We start from the raw sequence: 14,103 nt of genomic DNA, 5'->3' as shown, positions 1-14,103 counted from the left end.
CGCCCATCCAATGCCAGCCGCAAAATCAAAGCACAAAGCGTACCAAGGTACCGGTTGTGTTTCCGCCAAACGGCCCATTTCATAGGCTCCTCGAAGCAAGATAACCGGCGACCCCTTCCCTCTTGCTCCTCCAACAAAAAACCCCGCATTGCGGGGTTTTTTGTTTTTCCAAGCCTTCGGGCATCAACCCATGTGCAGGCCACCGTTGACCGAAAAATCGGCACCGGTCGCGTAGCCACCTTCATCCGAAGCCAGCCACGCAATGATGGAAGCGATTTCGCTAGGTTCACCGAGGCGCTTGACGGGAACCGTGGCCACGATCTTTTCGAGCACATCAGGGCGGATCGCCTTGACCATGTCGGTGCCGATGTAGCCGGGGCTCACCGTATTGACCGTCACGCCCTTGGTGGCCAGTTCCTGCGCCAGGGCCATCGAAAAGCCATGCATGCCCGCCTTGGCCGCCGAGTAGTTGGTCTGGCCCGCCTGGCCCTTTTCACCGTTCACCGAGCTGATGTTGATGATACGGCCCCAGCCCTTTTCCACCATGTCGGCCACCACCTGCTTGGTGACGTTGAACATGCTGTTGAGGTTGGTTTCAATCACCGCGTCCCAGTCTTCGCGCGACATCTTGAGGAACATGCGGTCGCGGGTGATGCCAGCGTTGTTCACCAGCACGTCGATGGTGCCGTGCTCGGCCTTGGTCTTGCCAAAGGCTTCTACCGTGGAATCCCAGTCGCCCACATTGCCCACCGACGCATAGAAGGTGTAGCCCAGGGCTTTCTGCTCGGCCAGCCACTTGGCATGGTCACGGGTAGGGCCACAACCTGCGATGACCTTGAAGCCCTCCTTGTGCAGGCGCTGGCAAATGGCAGTCCCGATGCCGCCCATGCCGCCGGTGACGTATGCAACTTTCTGGCTCATGTGATTTCTCCTTGTTAGTGATTTGCTCAACAGCCACTCTACCGAAGAAATCTACCGCCGCCGTGAAGGAAAACACTGAAGCCCTTTTCTTTTTGGCATATCGGCATGCGTCACACACCTTACGCGCTATGTGTCTCGGCAGAGTCACAGTTTTGGTGCAAGCCACAGCCTTCCAACGATCCCATAGAAACATCTTGCAACCACCTGCGCACGCAGAAGTGAGGCCACGGCGGCGACACGTTCACACTGAAGCCAGACATAAAAAAGCCGCGTCGTAACGCGGCTTCGATTTTTGGCCTTGCACCTGAGAAACGGCTGAACCGCAGGTGCAAACAGGCGCAGGGGCTTGTTAGCGCTCCAAGGCCAGGGACACGCCCATGCCGCCACCAATACACAGCGCTGCCAAGCCCTTCTTGGCATCGCGGCGCTGCATTTCGTGCAGCAGGGTCACCAGGATGCGGCAGCCGGAAGCGCCGATGGGGTGGCCGATGGCGATGGCACCGCCGTTCACGTTCACCTTGGCAGGGTCAATCCCCAATTCCTTGTTCACCGCGCAGGCTTGTGCGGCAAAGGCTTCGTTCAGCTCGAACAGATCCACATCGGCAGCGTTCCAGCCTGCGCGCTGCAGGGCCTTGCGTGACGCTGGCACCGGGCCCATGCCCATGGTGGCGGGATCGAGTCCGCTGGTGCCGAATGCAGCGATGCGTGCCAGGGGCTTGAGGCCCAGGGCTGCAGCTTTCTTAGCGGTCATCACCACCACAGCGGCTGCGCCGTCGTTCAGGCCCGATGCGTTGCCCGCCGTCACGCTGCCGGCCTTGTCGAATGCGGGGCGCAGGCCTGCCAGCGCTTCGGCGTTGGTCTTGCGGTTGAGGTATTCGTCGGCGTTGAACAGGATGGGGTCGCCCTTCTTCTGCGCCAGGCTCACACCCACGATTTCGTCCACGAACTTGCCGGCATCTTGCGCTGCGGCGGCCTTTTGCTGGCTGCCCAGGGCCAGGGCGTCCTGCATGTCACGGGTGATGCCGTAGGCCTTGGCAACGTTCTCCGCCGTAATGCCCATGTGGTACTGGTTGTACACGTCCCACAGACCGTCCACGATCATGGTGTCGATGAGCTTCCAGTCACCCATGCGCTGGCCGTCGCGCGAGCCGGGCAGTACGTGGGGCGCCATGCTCATGCTCTCTTGGCCGCCAGCCACGACGATTTCACTGTCACCCCAGGCCACAGCCTGCGCAGCAAGCATCACGGCCTTCAAGCCTGAGCCGCACACCGCGTTGATCGTGAGCGCAGGAGTTTCCTTGGCCACACCAGCCTTCATGGAAGCCTGCCGGGCGGGGTTCTGGCCCACGCCAGCGGCCAGCACCTGGCCCATGATGACTTCACCAATCTGGTCGGACGAGAGGCCCGCGCGCGCGATGGCTTCGCGGATCACGATGGCGCCCAGTTCGGTCGCAGGCGTCTTGGCCAGCGCACCACCAAACTTGCCCACAGCAGTGCGGGCGGCCGAAACGATGACGATGTCTTCCATGGAATGTCCTTGTGGTTGGAGGTTGTTGGTTGCTTGGTAATTCTCGCAGTGCTGAAAGTCAGGACTTTTGCGTATCAGGCTTTCTGCTTCACGTAGCTGCCAGGTGCTGGCTCGATGGCCTTGAACTTGGTGCCCTTGCCGTAGCTCTTGGGCGCCGCGATCTGCTTGCCCGCGTGGCCCTTGAGCCAACCAGACCAGTCGGTCCACCAACTGCCGGGGTGCTCGGTCGCGCCTTGGAGCCATTGGTCGAGCGTGGCGGGCAGTTTGCCGTCGGCGCGAATCCAGTGGCTGCGCTTGCCTTTGGCAGGCGGGTTGATGACGCCCGCAATGTGGCCCGAGGCACCCATCACAAAGCGCTTCTTGCCGGGTAGCACCTGGGTGGACGCATAGGCGGCGTTGATGGGCACGATGTGGTCTTCGCGCGAGCCATAGATGTAGACGGGCAGCGTGAGGTTTCCCAGGTCCATCTTCTCGCCACACACGGTGAGCTTGCCCGGTTGGACGAGGTTGTTTTCAAGGTAGAAATTGCGGAGGTACCAAGCGTAAAACGGGCCTGGCAGGTTGGTGCTGTCGCTGTTCCAGTACAGCAGGTCGAACGGGGGCGGTGTTTCGCCCTTGAGGTAGTTGCCCACCACGTAGTTCCACACGAGGTCATTGGGGCGCAGAAAACTGAAGGTCGAGGCCAGGTCCTGCCCCTTCATGAGGCCGCCCTTACCCATCTGCATCTCGCGGAACTTCACGAAAGCCTCGTCTATGAACACATCGAGGATGCCGGTGTCGGTGAAGTCGATCAGCGTGGTGAGGAAAGTGGCGCTGGCCACGGGCTCATCGCCGCGTGCTGCCAGCACGGCCAGCGCATTGCTCAGGATGGTGCCGCCTACGCAAAAACCCAGCGCATTGATCTGGTCGGCGCCCGTGATGTTCTGCACCACGTCGATGGCGGCCATGGCGCCGTCTTCCACATAATCGTCCCAGGTCTTGTGGGCGAGGCTGTCGTCAGGGTTGCGCCAGCTGACCACAAAGGTCCGGTGGCCTTGCTCCACGGCGTAGCGGATCAGAGAGTTCTCGGGCTGCAGGTCGAGGATGTAGAACTTGTTGATGCACGGCGGCACGAGCAGGAAGGGCCGCTCGTACACCTGGGCGGTCAGCGGCTTGTATTCGAGCAACTGGAACAGTTCGTTCTCGTACACCACCGCGCCTTCGGTAGTGGCCACGTTGCGCCCCACCTCGAACAGGCTTTCGTCGGTCATCGACACATGGCCCTGCGTGATGTCGTGCAGCAGGTTCTGCATGCCCTTGGCAATGCTCTCGCCCTTGGTCTCGATGGCTTTTTTCTGCGCTTCGGCGTTGAAGGCCAGGAAGTTGCTGGGTGCCATGGCAGCCATCCACTGCTCCACGCCAAAGCGGATGCGTGCCTTGGTCTTTTCGTCGGCCTCCACCGCGTCGGCCAGCCCCATGAGGGTGCGGGCATTGAGCAGGTAGGCTGCGGCTGAGAACGCAGCAACGGGGTTGCTCGCCCAGCCCTCGCCGGAGAAGCGGCGGTCCTTGACTTCGGGGGTTCCCTGCAGGCCCTGGGCCCAGAGTTCCTGCGCGTCTTTCAGGTACTGCTGCTGCAGGGACTGCAGTTTGGTGGGCGAAAATTTCAGGGGTGGTGCTGCAGGAACCTGGGTGCCCATGTCCAGCTTCTGGAACGACTGCAGCGCCTGCGACCAGCTTTGCCCGAAAATCTTCTGGAACTGCTCGGCGCTCTCGGCCCAGGGTGATTCAGAATTCATGCTCTTTCCTCAGTGATTGGTCGCTCGCAGCGGCAAAGCTTCTGGTTTTTTATCTCTCGGGTTCATTGTTGCCGAGCCCTTTGCACATGGCAACGGATTCAACGCTTGCACTGAACACAAACCAATGTACCTCATCGTCATCGCCTGGACCTACGTCACCCTCATGATGGCGGTGGCCGAAGCCACCAGCCCCAACGGCACCGTGCTCGGCGCCGTGATCACCTTTGCGCTGTATGGCATGCTGCCCATGGGCATTCTGGTGTACATCCTTGGCACTCCTTCGCGCAAGCGGGCAATCAAGGCACGCGAGGCCGCAGAGCAGGCGGCCTACGATGCGGAGCAAGCCGCAGCCACTGCCACGGGCTCAGCTGCGCCAGATGCAGGCGGCGAAGCGCCCGCTAGCGCCGAGGGCCCCACTGTCGCGGCGGTGCGAAAAGAACCGTGAAGCGTTGGTTACGGTGCACCAAGGCGATGTGCCATCGTTGCCGTGGATGTGGGTGATCCCCAGCGCCTGCAGCCGCAGTCGAGCCAGTCCAGCCAGGTCGCACAGGTATTTGCCTTTGGCTCTGCCGCTGGGCACAAAACACGCCTCTGAAGCCGGGTTCGCCTCGCAAAATGCCGCGCGCACCTCGGCCCCCACTTCAAAGGCCTGCGGGCCAATACAGGGACCCAGCCAGACCAGGGTGTCCTGGGCGAACGTTTGGGCAGGATCGTTTGCTTCTATTTTGATAGCATTTAGCGCTTTTCCATCCAGCGCCAGGGCCTCAAAACGCTTGAAAACCGATTCCAGTACTCCCTGCCCGCCCACTCCGGCCAGCCCGCGCCAGCCTGCATGCGCCGCCGCCACCACACGGCCTGAACGGTGTGCGAGCAGCACCGGCAGGCAGTCCGCCACCATGATGGTGCAGGCCACACCGGGCGCGGTGGCCACGCAGGCATCGGCGTCGATGCCATCGGGTGTGCTGCTGTCCAGGTGCACCACGCCATCGCCGTGTACTTGGTTCAGAAACACCGCCCGTGTGCCATTCACCACCGCACCGACCGTGGATTGCAGCCGCATGCGGTTGGTGTGCACAGCGGCCAGGTCATCGCCCACGTGGGTCCCCAGATTCAGGCTGTCATAGGGTGGCAGGCTCACGCCCCCCGTGCGTGTGGTGCACAGTGCAAACACGCCCCCGGGCGCGGGCCAGTCGGGCACCAGACAGTCGGCCGCCGCCAGAGGGCCTTCGTGCGGGGTCAAGCTTCGTGGTCCGGGCAGGCGGAAGGCTGGGCCTTCTGGAAGGCGGGCAACGCCATGCAGGCGTCGAATGCCCCCATCGTGAGTGGCAGGCCACCGAGGTCCACGTTGAAACGCTGGCCGTTGAAGATTTGCGGCACCAGGCAGCAGTCGGCCAGCGTGGGGGTGTCGCCCCAGCACAGCACGGAGGGAGGCAGGCCCTGGGTTTCGCGCTCTTGCGCCAACAGTGCCAGCTGGCGCTCAAAGGCCTCCAGCCCGCTGCGCACCCAGTGGTGGTACCACGCGTTCTTGGCCCCCTCGTCCACCTTCAGCTCGCGCACCAGGTACTTGAGAACGCGCAGGTTGTTGATGGGATGGATTTCGCACGCCACCATCTGCGCCAGCGCACGCACGTGCGCCCGCGCCAGGGGCGTGGCAGGCAGCAGCGCGGGCGTAGGGTGGGTTTCCTCCAGGTATTCGATGATGGCCATCGACTGGGACAGCGCCGCTCCGTCATCGGTCACGAGCGTGGGTACCAGCGCATCGCCGATGCGGCTGGCGTACGCCGGGGCCTGGTGCTCACCCTTGACGAGGTGCACGGGGATGTAGTCGTAAGGCAAGCCCTTGATCTGCAGCACGATGCGCACACGGAACGAGGCGGAGGAACGGAAGTAGTTGTAGAGCTGCATGCAGAAAATACGTTGTGAAAGGGGACGTTTCAAAGCGTGACAGTGGGGCCCCACACTACCGCGGGCGCTGAATGGGCAAGCCTCGGGGCCGCCCGGGTCCGTCAGGCGCCCGAGGCCCCTGCCGGGTCCTGATGGTTGTAGACAACCTTGGACAGGATGGCCATCAGATCGACGCGCTCCTGCGCATTGAGTGGCGCCATCAGCCGCTCCTGCACACGCTGGGCGGCATCACGCATCTGCAGCGCGGCCACCTCGCCCTCGGGGGTGATCCACAGCAGTTTGCGGCGGCGGTCGCGGGTGTCGGGCTCGCGGCGGATCCAGCCGCGTTTTTCGAGCCTCCCAATTACCGAGCCCGATGTGGCAGCGTCGAACGCCACGCGGGACGCCAGGGTGACCTGGTCTTCACCGGGCCGTGCCAGCAGCTCGTGCAGGATGGCGAACTGCACCGGCGTCACGTCAAACCCCGCAGTCTCTTCCATGAAAAGCGCCACGGTTCGCTGGTGGGCACGGCGCACCAGGTGGCCTGGCGTGTTGTGGAAATCGAAGCTCTTTGCCATGGGCGCGAGTGTAGCGCCCCCCAGCAGGCGGCCCGCGCCCATGGCACACTGCCACACCGAGGCCGCGCAGGGTCCAGCCCGGGGTTTTTGCGACACAGTCCTTGCCCTGGCATCCGCGCCGTCCGGCAACCATTCATTTCCATTGAACCCAGAAATTCGAGAGGCTGACATGAGCTACGTGTTTTCTCCCGCCCCGGTGGCCAGCGTGCCCGTGGCGGGCAGCGGCGACCGCTTTCCCGTGCACCGCATTTATTGCGTGGGCCGCAACTACGAAGAGCATGCCAAGGAAATGGGCTTCACCGGCCGCGAGCCACCCTTCTTCTTCATGAAGCCCGCCGATGCCATCGTGGTGGTCAACGCTGGCGAAACGGGCCAGCTGCCCTACCCCAGCCTCACCGCCAACCTGCACCACGAGATCGAACTGGTCGTGGCCATCGGCAAGGGTGGCAAAAACATCAAGGCCGCCGACGCATTGGCACACATCTACGGCTATGCCGTGGGCCTGGACATGACACGCCGCGACCTGCAGAACGACATGAAAAAACAGGGCCGCCCCTGGTGCATCGGCAAGGGCTTTGATGCCAGCGCGCCCATTGGCCCCATCACCCCGGCCGCCCAGGCGGGCGACGTTGCAAAGGCGGCCATCTGGCTGCAGGTCAACGGAGCGGACAAGCAGCGCAGCAGTGTGGCGCAGCTGATCTGGAACATTGCCGAAACCATCGAACACCTCTCGGCCGCGTGGGAGCTGCAGCCCGGCGACCTGATCTACACCGGCACCCCCGAAGGCGTGGGCGCCGTGGTGCGCGGCGATGTGCTGGAGGGTGGTGTCGAAGGCCTGGGCACGCTGCGCTTGAGCGTGGTGTAACGCCCTGGCCGGGGCGCCGCGCGGCCCCAGTCTGGACGCACAGCCCCTGCACTATGCTTTTCATAGCTGCTTGCGCTTATAGAAAAAGCGCTGGCAGCCGATCTGATTCGAAAAATCCTCCGATGACCTTCCGCAGCCCCATCAAACACTGCCGCGCCTGTGGCACCGCCGTGGTCTACCGCCTGCCGGACGACGGCGACACCAAACAGCGCGCGGTGTGCCCCGTCTGCAACACGGTGCACTACGAGAATCCGCTCAACGTGGTGGGCACGGTGCCCGCACTGCCCGATGGCCGCATCCTGCTGTGCAAGCGCAATATCGAACCCCGCTGGGGCAAGTGGACCCTGCCCGCAGGCTTCATGGAGCTGGACGAAACCACGGCCCAGGGCGCCGCGCGAGAAACAGACGAAGAGGCTGGCGCCCAGATTGAAATGGGCCCGCTGTTCAGCCTGCTGAATGTGCGCCGAGTGGGCCAGGTACACCTGTTTTACCGCGCCACGCTGCTGAGCGACCAGTTCAACCCCGGCTACGAGACCATCGAGGCACGTCTGTTTGCCGAAGACGAGGTGCCCTGGGACGAGCTGGCCTTCCGCACCGTGAAGGAAACCCTGGAATGCTACTTTGCCGACCGCAAGGCGGGCGCCATGGGTATGCACTTCATTGACATCGAATAGGCCGTGGGATGACTGCCACTACCACCTCCACGTCCCCTGCCCCGGCCAGCACACCTCCCGAAGGCCTGCCAGCCTACCGCTTGCTCACAGGTCCTGATGACGCCAGCTTTTGCCGCCGTGTCAGCGACGCGCTGGCACTGGGCTACCGGTTGTACGGATCCCCCGCCGCCACGTTCAACGGCCAGAACGTGATCGTGGCGCAGGCCATTGTGTGGCCTGGCACAGTGGTCTGACCTCCGCCCGTCCGACGCATCGCCGGTCGCGGGCCGTCAGCCGCCGAGCGCGCCGTGTCACGGCTTGGCGGGTATGACGATGACGGTACTGCCATCGCCCGAGGTTCCGGTATTACCGGTGTTGCCCTTGCTACCAGTGTTGCCGGTGTTGCCCTTGGCACCCGTGGCACCTGTATCCCCCTGGTAGCCCGTGGCGCCTTGCATGCCGGTAGCACCCGTGCTGCCCTGCCCGCCTGTGGCCCCTGTGGACCCCATGCTGCCTGTAGCCCCTGTGTAACCCGTGTTTCCCTGGTTGCCCGTGGCTCCGGTGGCTCCGGTATAGCCGGTGTCACCGGTCTTGCCGGTATATCCCGTGTTGCCGGTATTGCCCTGCGCTCCCGGGGGGCCCATGGGGCCGGTGCAGGCGCCGAGGGTGAGGGTGGCCAGCACAAGCAAGGTGGTGGTAATCGTTTTCATGGTGAGTCCTTTGGCGTTGCATGCAGTCCAACAACGACTGCATGGGCCAATGTGCGGGCCCCACCATGAAAGGTCTGTTCGTTTACGCGCATAAGCCAGGCGCCAGCCGCACCATGGAGTGACTGGCGACGCCGTCCTACAACGTCAAAGTTGGCAGCGTTGTGCAACGCTTCGGTGGCTTGGGGTGCGCAGGCCCACCCCGCCGCTTCGCACCTACCCGCCCACCCGCTCCTCGGCTGGCACAGGCGGCCGGGACGAACCAGCAGGGTCCGTGGTGACCGGTGGCAGCCCATCACCGCTGGGCCGTGGCGGAGTGCCGGGCCAGGGGGCCGGTGCAGAGGGGGATTGCGCATCCCCTCCGAACAGGCCCCGGATCCATTCCCGCATCGCGCCCAGTGATCCATCCGCCGGTGGCGGGGGGGTATCCACAAACTCGTCTACAAAGCGGTCATTCCCGTTGATCGCCCTGGTGCGAATGGCCTGCTGCATGAACTCGCCCACCATGGGCAACGCGCTGCGCGCCCCCTGCCCCCACGCATCGCTGCGCAGCGTGATGCGGCCGTCGTTGAAACCCGCCCAGGCACCCGCCACAACGCGCGCGTGCATCAGGATGAACCAGCCGTCGGTGTTGTCCTGCGTAGTGCCGGTCTTGCCCGCCACATCGGCCTGGATGCCATAGCGGGTGCGGATTGCGGTGGCCGTGCCCCGGTCGATGGCGCCGCGCATGGTATTGCGCAAGGTCTGCGCGGCGCGTGGCTCGAAAACCGTTTCAGGGGCAGACGGCGCAAAAGTCTCCAGCACCTTGCCGTGGCGGTCCTCGATGCGGGTAATCAGCACGGGCTCCACATAGCGGCCCAGATTGGCGATGGAGCTGTAGGCCGTCACCATTTCCTTCAGGGTGACCGGGCTGGTGCCGAGCGCCAGAGATGGCACCTCTTCCAGCGGCGACTGGCGCACCCCCAGGGCCCGGGCCACCTCGGCCACGCGGGCCGGGCCCACCTGCTGCATGACCTGTGCGGTGATGGTGTTCTTGGAAAACGCCAGACCATCGGCCAGCGTCATGGGCTGGTCGCTGGGCGGGCCGCCATCGGTGGGGCGCCAGACGCGGCCTCCGCCCAGGGGGATTTCTACGGGCCCGTCCATCAGCGTATCGCTGGGCGACGCGCCACTGGCAAACGCCGCGCCATACACAAAGGGCTTGAACGTGGAGCCAGGCTGGCGCCGCGCCGCCTGCACATGGTCGAACGGGTCTTGCGCAAAGTCGCGGCTGCCCACCCAGGCCAGCACATGGCCGGTGACCGGGTCCTGCGCCAGAAACCCGGCCTGCACGCGCGTCTTCTCGGCGCGCAGTTTCTGCAGGAAGGCGGTGTCATCCAGCAGCGCCTGCAATGCCTCTTCCGGGGCCTGGCCCTTGTCCACGGCGTTGCGGTATTCGGGGCTTTCGCGCACCAGCGTCTGCACCAGCTCGCTCTTCGGGCCCCAGCCATTGCGCTGGGACCAGGCGGTGTCTGCCACGCCCTGCAGCTGGCGCCCCTGGCGCGCCACGGCTTGGTTGGCAATGGCCTGCAGGCGCGAGTCGATGGTGGTGCGGATCACCAGGCCATCGGCATACAGGTTGTAGCCATGGCTGTCGGCCCACTCGATGAGCTGCTTGCGCAACTGCATCGCAAAGTGGGGCGCGGGGCCCATCACCTCGGTCTGGCGCTCGAAATTGACGCGCAGCGGGCGTTTTTGCAGGGCCTCCAGCTGCTTTTCTTCGAGCTTGCCGCGCTTGACCATTTGCGACAGCACGGTGTTGCGCCGTGCCTGGGCACGCTCGGGGTTGAGCACGGGGTTGTAGTAGGCTGTGCCCTTGAGCATGCCAATCAGCGTGGCGCTTTCCAGCACGTTGAGCTTGTCGGCCGACTTGTCGAAATACGTGCGCGCGGCCATCTCGATACCGTAGGCGTTGTAGAGGAACGGCACGGTGTTGAGGTAAGTCTCCAGGATCTCGTCCTTGGTGTACGACGCCTCGATCTTGAGCGCAGTGATCGCCTCCTTGAGCTTGCGCGTGAGGGCCTGTGGGAACACGCGCGAGCGCCCGATCTCCTCCGGAAACAGGTTGCGTGCCAGCTGCTGCGTGATGGTGGAGCCACCCTGAGGGTCCCCGCGCAGCGTGTGCACCACCGACGATGCCGTGCGCCGCCAGTCCAGACCAAAGTGGTCGTAAAAACGGTGGTCTTCGGTGGCGATGAGGGCGTTCACCACGTTGGGCGATATCTGGCTCAGCTCCACCCATTCGCGGTTGGCCCAGCGGTATTCGGCCAGCAGCTTGCCGTCCACCGACATGAGCTGCGCGGGCAGCTCGCTTTTTGCCTTGCGGATGTCGCTGATGGAGGGGGTGAACGGGATCAGCACCAGCGTGTAGACCAGCACGGCGGCAGGCACGGCCAGGGCTCCCCACATCAGCGCGCGGCGCAGCGGGCGGGGTATCCAGGCGAACAGGCCGGCCAGCCAGCGGAACAGGGCCGCCGCGCGGGCCTGAAAGGAAAGCAGCAATGTGCGCATCAAAAACTCAGAGAAAGGGGAGATTGCCTCAGGCGCCTGTGCCCGACAGCAGGGCCAGCATGCCGGCTTCGTCCAGCACGGGCACGCCAAGCTCTTCGGCCTTGGCCAATTTGCTGCCGGCCTCGGCGCCCGCTACCACGTAGCTGGTCTTCTTGCTGACCGAACCGGCCACCTTGGCGCCAGCGGCTTCCAGCATGTCCTTGGCCGCGTCGCGGCTCAGGGTGGGCAAGGTGCCGGTCAGCACCACGGTTTTACCCGCCAGGATCTGCGGGGCACGCTCGGCCACCGGGCCTTCGGGCCAGGTCACGCCGCAGGCGCGCAGTTGCTCGACCACCTCCCGGTTGTGCGGCTGCTGGAAGAAGGTGTGCAGGCTCTGTGCCACCACGGGGCCCACATCGTTCACCTCCAGCAACTGCTCCACGCTCGCATCCATGATGGCGTCCAGCGTGCCAAAGTGCCGAGCGAGGTCCTTGGCCGTGGCCTCGCCCACATGGCGCAGCCCCAGGCCGAACAGGAAGCGCGGCAAGGTGGTCCGCTTGGATTTTTCGAGCGCAGCCAGCACGTTCTGGGCCGACTTCTCGGCCATGCGCTCCAGCGCGATGAGCGACGTGAGGCCCAGCCGATACAGGTCGGGCAGCGTACGGATCACGTTGGCGTCCACCAGCTGGTCCACCAGCTTGTCGCCCAGGCCTTCGATGTCCATGGCGCGGCGCGCGGCGAAGTGCAGGATGGCCTCCTTGCGCTGTGCGGCGCAGAACAGGCCGCCCGTGCAGCGGTGGTTGGCTTCCCCCTTTTCGCGGACCACATCGCTACCGCACACGGGGCAGACCTTGGGCATGCGAAAGTTGGGGACGTATACCTCGCGAGGAGGATTTCCGTGACGTTGCTTGATAGGGACACCATCAACAGAAATGACTTCCGTTGCATCGGTGAGTGGGGGCATGACTCCCACGACTTCGGGAATCACATCACCGGCTCGGCGCACGATCACCTGATCGCCCACCCGCACGCCTTTTTTGCGAATCTCGAACAGGTTGTGCAGCGTGGCATTGGTGACGGTAACCCCACCGACAAACACAGGAGTAAGACGCGCTACCGGCGTGATCTTGCCGGTACGCCCCACCTGCACGTCGATGCCCTCGACCTTGGTGGCCATCTCCTGCGCCGGGTACTTGTGCGCCACGGCCCAGCGCGGCTCGCGGGTCTTGAAGCCCAGGTCGCGCTGCAACTGCAGGGAATTGACCTTGTAGACCACACCGTCGATGTCGTACGGCAGCGCATCGCGGCTGGCGCCCACCCGCTGGTGAAATGCTACCAATTCAGTAGCGCCTACCGCAATCTGCACCTGCGCTGCAACGGGAAAACCCCAGGACTTCAGCGTCTGCAGCATCTCGTAGTGCGTGCGGAACACCGGCCCGCCATCGCCGGGCGGCGTGATGGCGCCCAGGCCATAGGCAAAAAAGCTCAAGGGGCGCTGGGCGGTGATGCCGGAGTCGAGCTGGCGCACCGCACCCGCTGCGGCGTTGCGTGGGTTCACAAAGGTCTTGCCGCCCTGCTCACGCTGGCGCTCGTTGAGAGCATCAAAGTCTGCACGGCGCATGTAGACCTCGCCACGTACCTCGAGCAGCGGCGGTACACCGCCAGGCAGCGTAAGGGGTATCTGCCGGATCGTGCGGATGTTGTGCGTCACGTCCTCGCCCACCTCGCCATCGCCGCGCGTAGCGGCCTGCACCAGGCGGCCGTTTTCGTAGCGCAGGCTCATGGCCAGGCCGTCGAACTTGGGCTCGGCCACGTATTCGATGGCAGGGTCAGATTCCGACAGGCCCAGCTCGCGCCGCACGCGGGCATCAAACGCCTGCGCGCCGGTGGCCTCGGTGTCGGTTTCGGTGTGGATGCTGAGCATGGGCACCGCGTGGCGCACCGATGCCAAGCCCTCCATCACCGCACCAATCACGCGCTGCGTGGGCGAATCGGGGGTGATGAGGTCGGGGTGCGCGGCCTCCAGCGCCTGCAACTCGCGGAACACACGGTCGTATTCGGCATCGGGCACCGTGGGTTCGTCCAGCACGTAGTACTGGTGCGCCCAGTGGTTGAGCTGGTCGCGCAGTGCTTTGATTTTGATAGCTGGTTGCGCTTGATCTGCGGGCGCTGGAGCCGAAAAAAGATCAGATTGCTCAGTCATGGCGGACCGCCCTGGGGTTCTTCTGGACGAAGCCTAATTCCTGGTTGCCAACAAAGCCGGCAGATTCATAGAGTCGGTGCGCTTGCTCGCGCTGAGCACCCGAGAGAAGAAATACCTTGCAGCAATTCATTGTCCAAGCTGCATCCAGAGCGAACTCCAGAGCAGCAAGTGCCAGCCCCCGGCGACGAAAGCGCTCGCCCGTAATCACGTGCTCAATGACGCCGATGGGCATTCCTGCATTCGCGAAATTGGGGATCGAAGCCAGCATGCAGGTGGCACCGACTTCGCCTTCGCAAAGCGCAACGACGAGGCGCGCCTGCGGAGACTGCAACACGACACGAAAATGCGCCAAGGATGCATCACTGTCCACCTCGGGGTCCTGAGGCCGCAGTTCTCTGTACAGAGCTTTGACGGCGCCGTGGTCAGCTTCGGTTGCCAGACGGACCTGCATTGCACTCAT

14 protein-coding genes are annotated in these 14,103 nt (G+C 64.1%); 4 read left to right on the top strand and 10 right to left on the bottom strand.

Annotation, left to right across the window (positions count from 1 at the left end; translation table 11 throughout):
- Positions 1-183: 183 nt before the first annotated feature.
- From phbB to ACSQ22_RS01845, 3 genes are all read right to left on the bottom strand, one after another.
- Positions 184-921, bottom strand: a complete 738-nt coding sequence (gene phbB / locus ACSQ22_RS01855) for an acetoacetyl-CoA reductase (RefSeq protein WP_121420225.1) — start codon at positions 919-921, stop codon at positions 184-186.
- 349 nt (positions 922-1,270) lie between these two features.
- Positions 1,271-2,449: an acetyl-CoA C-acetyltransferase gene (locus ACSQ22_RS01850; RefSeq protein WP_121420226.1), complete on the bottom strand. Its 1,179-nt coding sequence runs from the start codon at positions 2,447-2,449 to the stop codon at positions 1,271-1,273.
- Positions 2,450-2,523: 74 nt separating this feature from the next.
- Positions 2,524-4,224 (bottom strand): PHA/PHB synthase family protein, encoded by a 1,701-nt coding sequence (locus ACSQ22_RS01845; RefSeq protein ID WP_436129240.1) that lies wholly within the window; start codon positions 4,222-4,224, stop codon positions 2,524-2,526.
- A gap of 124 nt (positions 4,225-4,348) precedes the next feature.
- On the opposite strand from ACSQ22_RS01845, the gene ACSQ22_RS01840 reads away from it, so the two are divergent.
- Positions 4,349-4,669 (top strand): hypothetical protein, encoded by a 321-nt coding sequence (locus tag ACSQ22_RS01840; protein WP_436129239.1) that lies wholly within the window; start codon positions 4,349-4,351, stop codon positions 4,667-4,669.
- Here ACSQ22_RS01840 and ACSQ22_RS01835 read toward each other — a convergent pair.
- The 3 genes from ACSQ22_RS01835 to ACSQ22_RS01825 all read right to left on the bottom strand — a co-directional run bounded on the left by ACSQ22_RS01835 (position 4,589) and on the right by ACSQ22_RS01825 (position 6,686).
- Positions 4,589-5,464, bottom strand: coding sequence for a polyphenol oxidase family protein (locus ACSQ22_RS01835; protein WP_436129238.1), 876 nt, complete (start codon positions 5,462-5,464; stop codon positions 4,589-4,591). The genes ACSQ22_RS01840 and ACSQ22_RS01835 overlap by 81 nt on opposite strands.
- Positions 5,461-6,129 (bottom strand): maleylacetoacetate isomerase, encoded by a 669-nt coding sequence (gene maiA / locus ACSQ22_RS01830; protein WP_436129237.1) that lies wholly within the window; start codon positions 6,127-6,129, stop codon positions 5,461-5,463. The genes ACSQ22_RS01835 and maiA overlap by 4 nt, the downstream gene beginning before the upstream one ends.
- A gap of 101 nt (positions 6,130-6,230) precedes the next feature.
- Positions 6,231-6,686 carry a MarR family winged helix-turn-helix transcriptional regulator gene (locus tag ACSQ22_RS01825; RefSeq protein WP_055397946.1) on the bottom strand — a complete coding sequence of 152 codons (456 nt, stop codon included), beginning with the start codon at positions 6,684-6,686 and terminating at the stop codon, positions 6,231-6,233.
- 169 nt (positions 6,687-6,855) lie between these two features.
- On the opposite strand from ACSQ22_RS01825, the gene ACSQ22_RS01820 reads away from it, so the two are divergent.
- The 3 genes from ACSQ22_RS01820 (at position 6,856) to ACSQ22_RS01810 (ending at position 8,458) form a co-directional block, all read left to right on the top strand.
- A complete protein-coding gene (locus ACSQ22_RS01820; protein ID WP_228895465.1) occupies positions 6,856-7,551 on the top strand; it encodes a fumarylacetoacetate hydrolase family protein in 696 nt (231 codons plus the stop codon).
- A gap of 122 nt (positions 7,552-7,673) precedes the next feature.
- Positions 7,674-8,225, top strand: a complete 552-nt coding sequence (locus ACSQ22_RS01815; protein ID WP_055397838.1) for an NUDIX hydrolase — start codon at positions 7,674-7,676, stop codon at positions 8,223-8,225.
- Between the two features lie 8 nt (positions 8,226-8,233).
- Positions 8,234-8,458, top strand: coding sequence for a DUF1737 domain-containing protein (locus ACSQ22_RS01810; RefSeq protein WP_121420232.1), 225 nt, complete (start codon positions 8,234-8,236; stop codon positions 8,456-8,458).
- A 57-nt stretch (positions 8,459-8,515) separates the two neighbouring features.
- On the opposite strand, the gene ACSQ22_RS01805 is transcribed toward ACSQ22_RS01810, so the two are convergent.
- The 4 genes from ACSQ22_RS01805 to ACSQ22_RS01790 form a co-directional block, all read right to left on the bottom strand.
- Positions 8,516-8,914, bottom strand: a complete 399-nt coding sequence (locus ACSQ22_RS01805) for a hypothetical protein (RefSeq protein WP_055397836.1) — start codon at positions 8,912-8,914, stop codon at positions 8,516-8,518.
- Between the two features lie 213 nt (positions 8,915-9,127).
- On the bottom strand, positions 9,128-11,461 hold the full coding sequence (locus ACSQ22_RS01800) for a penicillin-binding protein 1A (protein ID WP_436129236.1): 2,334 nt from the start codon (positions 11,459-11,461) through the stop codon (positions 9,128-9,130).
- 28 nt (positions 11,462-11,489) lie between these two features.
- Positions 11,490-13,643 carry an NAD-dependent DNA ligase LigA gene (ligA, locus tag ACSQ22_RS01795; protein ID WP_436129235.1) on the bottom strand — a complete coding sequence of 718 codons (2,154 nt, stop codon included), beginning with the start codon at positions 13,641-13,643 and terminating at the stop codon, positions 11,490-11,492.
- Positions 13,636-14,103 carry a GNAT family N-acetyltransferase gene (locus ACSQ22_RS01790; protein WP_436129234.1) on the bottom strand — a complete coding sequence of 156 codons (468 nt, stop codon included), beginning with the start codon at positions 14,101-14,103 and terminating at the stop codon, positions 13,636-13,638. Before ACSQ22_RS01790 ends, ligA begins: the two co-directional genes overlap by 8 nt.

Origin of the sequence: Acidovorax sp. LjRoot38, assembly GCF_964252975.1 — a bacterium.
GTDB lineage: Bacteria > Pseudomonadota > Gammaproteobacteria > Burkholderiales > Burkholderiaceae_C > Acidovorax > Acidovorax facilis.
The sequence above is the reverse complement of the archived record's forward strand: the minus strand, read 5'-3'. Positions and strand labels throughout refer to the sequence as shown.

Coding starts and splice junctions, on each gene's coding strand:
- phbB (WP_121420225.1), bottom strand. CDS start 921: ATGAGCCAGAAAGTTGCATACGTCACCGGCGGCATGGGCGGCATCGGG.
- ACSQ22_RS01790 (WP_436129234.1), bottom strand. CDS start 14,103: ATGAGTGCAATGCAGGTCCGTCTGGCAACCGAAGCTGACCACGGCGCC.
- maiA (WP_436129237.1), bottom strand. CDS start 6,129: ATGCAGCTCTACAACTACTTCCGTTCCTCCGCCTCGTTCCGTGTGCGC.
- ligA (WP_436129235.1), bottom strand. CDS start 13,643: ATGACTGAGCAATCTGATCTTTTTTCGGCTCCAGCGCCCGCAGATCAA.
- ACSQ22_RS01850 (WP_121420226.1), bottom strand. CDS start 2,449: ATGGAAGACATCGTCATCGTTTCGGCCGCCCGCACTGCTGTGGGCAAG.
- ACSQ22_RS01840 (WP_436129239.1), top strand. CDS start 4,349: ATGTACCTCATCGTCATCGCCTGGACCTACGTCACCCTCATGATGGCG.
- ACSQ22_RS01845 (WP_436129240.1), bottom strand. CDS start 4,224: ATGAATTCTGAATCACCCTGGGCCGAGAGCGCCGAGCAGTTCCAGAAG.
- ACSQ22_RS01820 (WP_228895465.1), top strand. CDS start 6,856: ATGAGCTACGTGTTTTCTCCCGCCCCGGTGGCCAGCGTGCCCGTGGCG.
- ACSQ22_RS01805 (WP_055397836.1), bottom strand. CDS start 8,914: ATGAAAACGATTACCACCACCTTGCTTGTGCTGGCCACCCTCACCCTC.
- ACSQ22_RS01800 (WP_436129236.1), bottom strand. CDS start 11,461: ATGCGCACATTGCTGCTTTCCTTTCAGGCCCGCGCGGCGGCCCTGTTC.
- ACSQ22_RS01810 (WP_121420232.1), top strand. CDS start 8,234: ATGACTGCCACTACCACCTCCACGTCCCCTGCCCCGGCCAGCACACCT.
- ACSQ22_RS01815 (WP_055397838.1), top strand. CDS start 7,674: ATGACCTTCCGCAGCCCCATCAAACACTGCCGCGCCTGTGGCACCGCC.
- ACSQ22_RS01825 (WP_055397946.1), bottom strand. CDS start 6,686: ATGGCAAAGAGCTTCGATTTCCACAACACGCCAGGCCACCTGGTGCGC.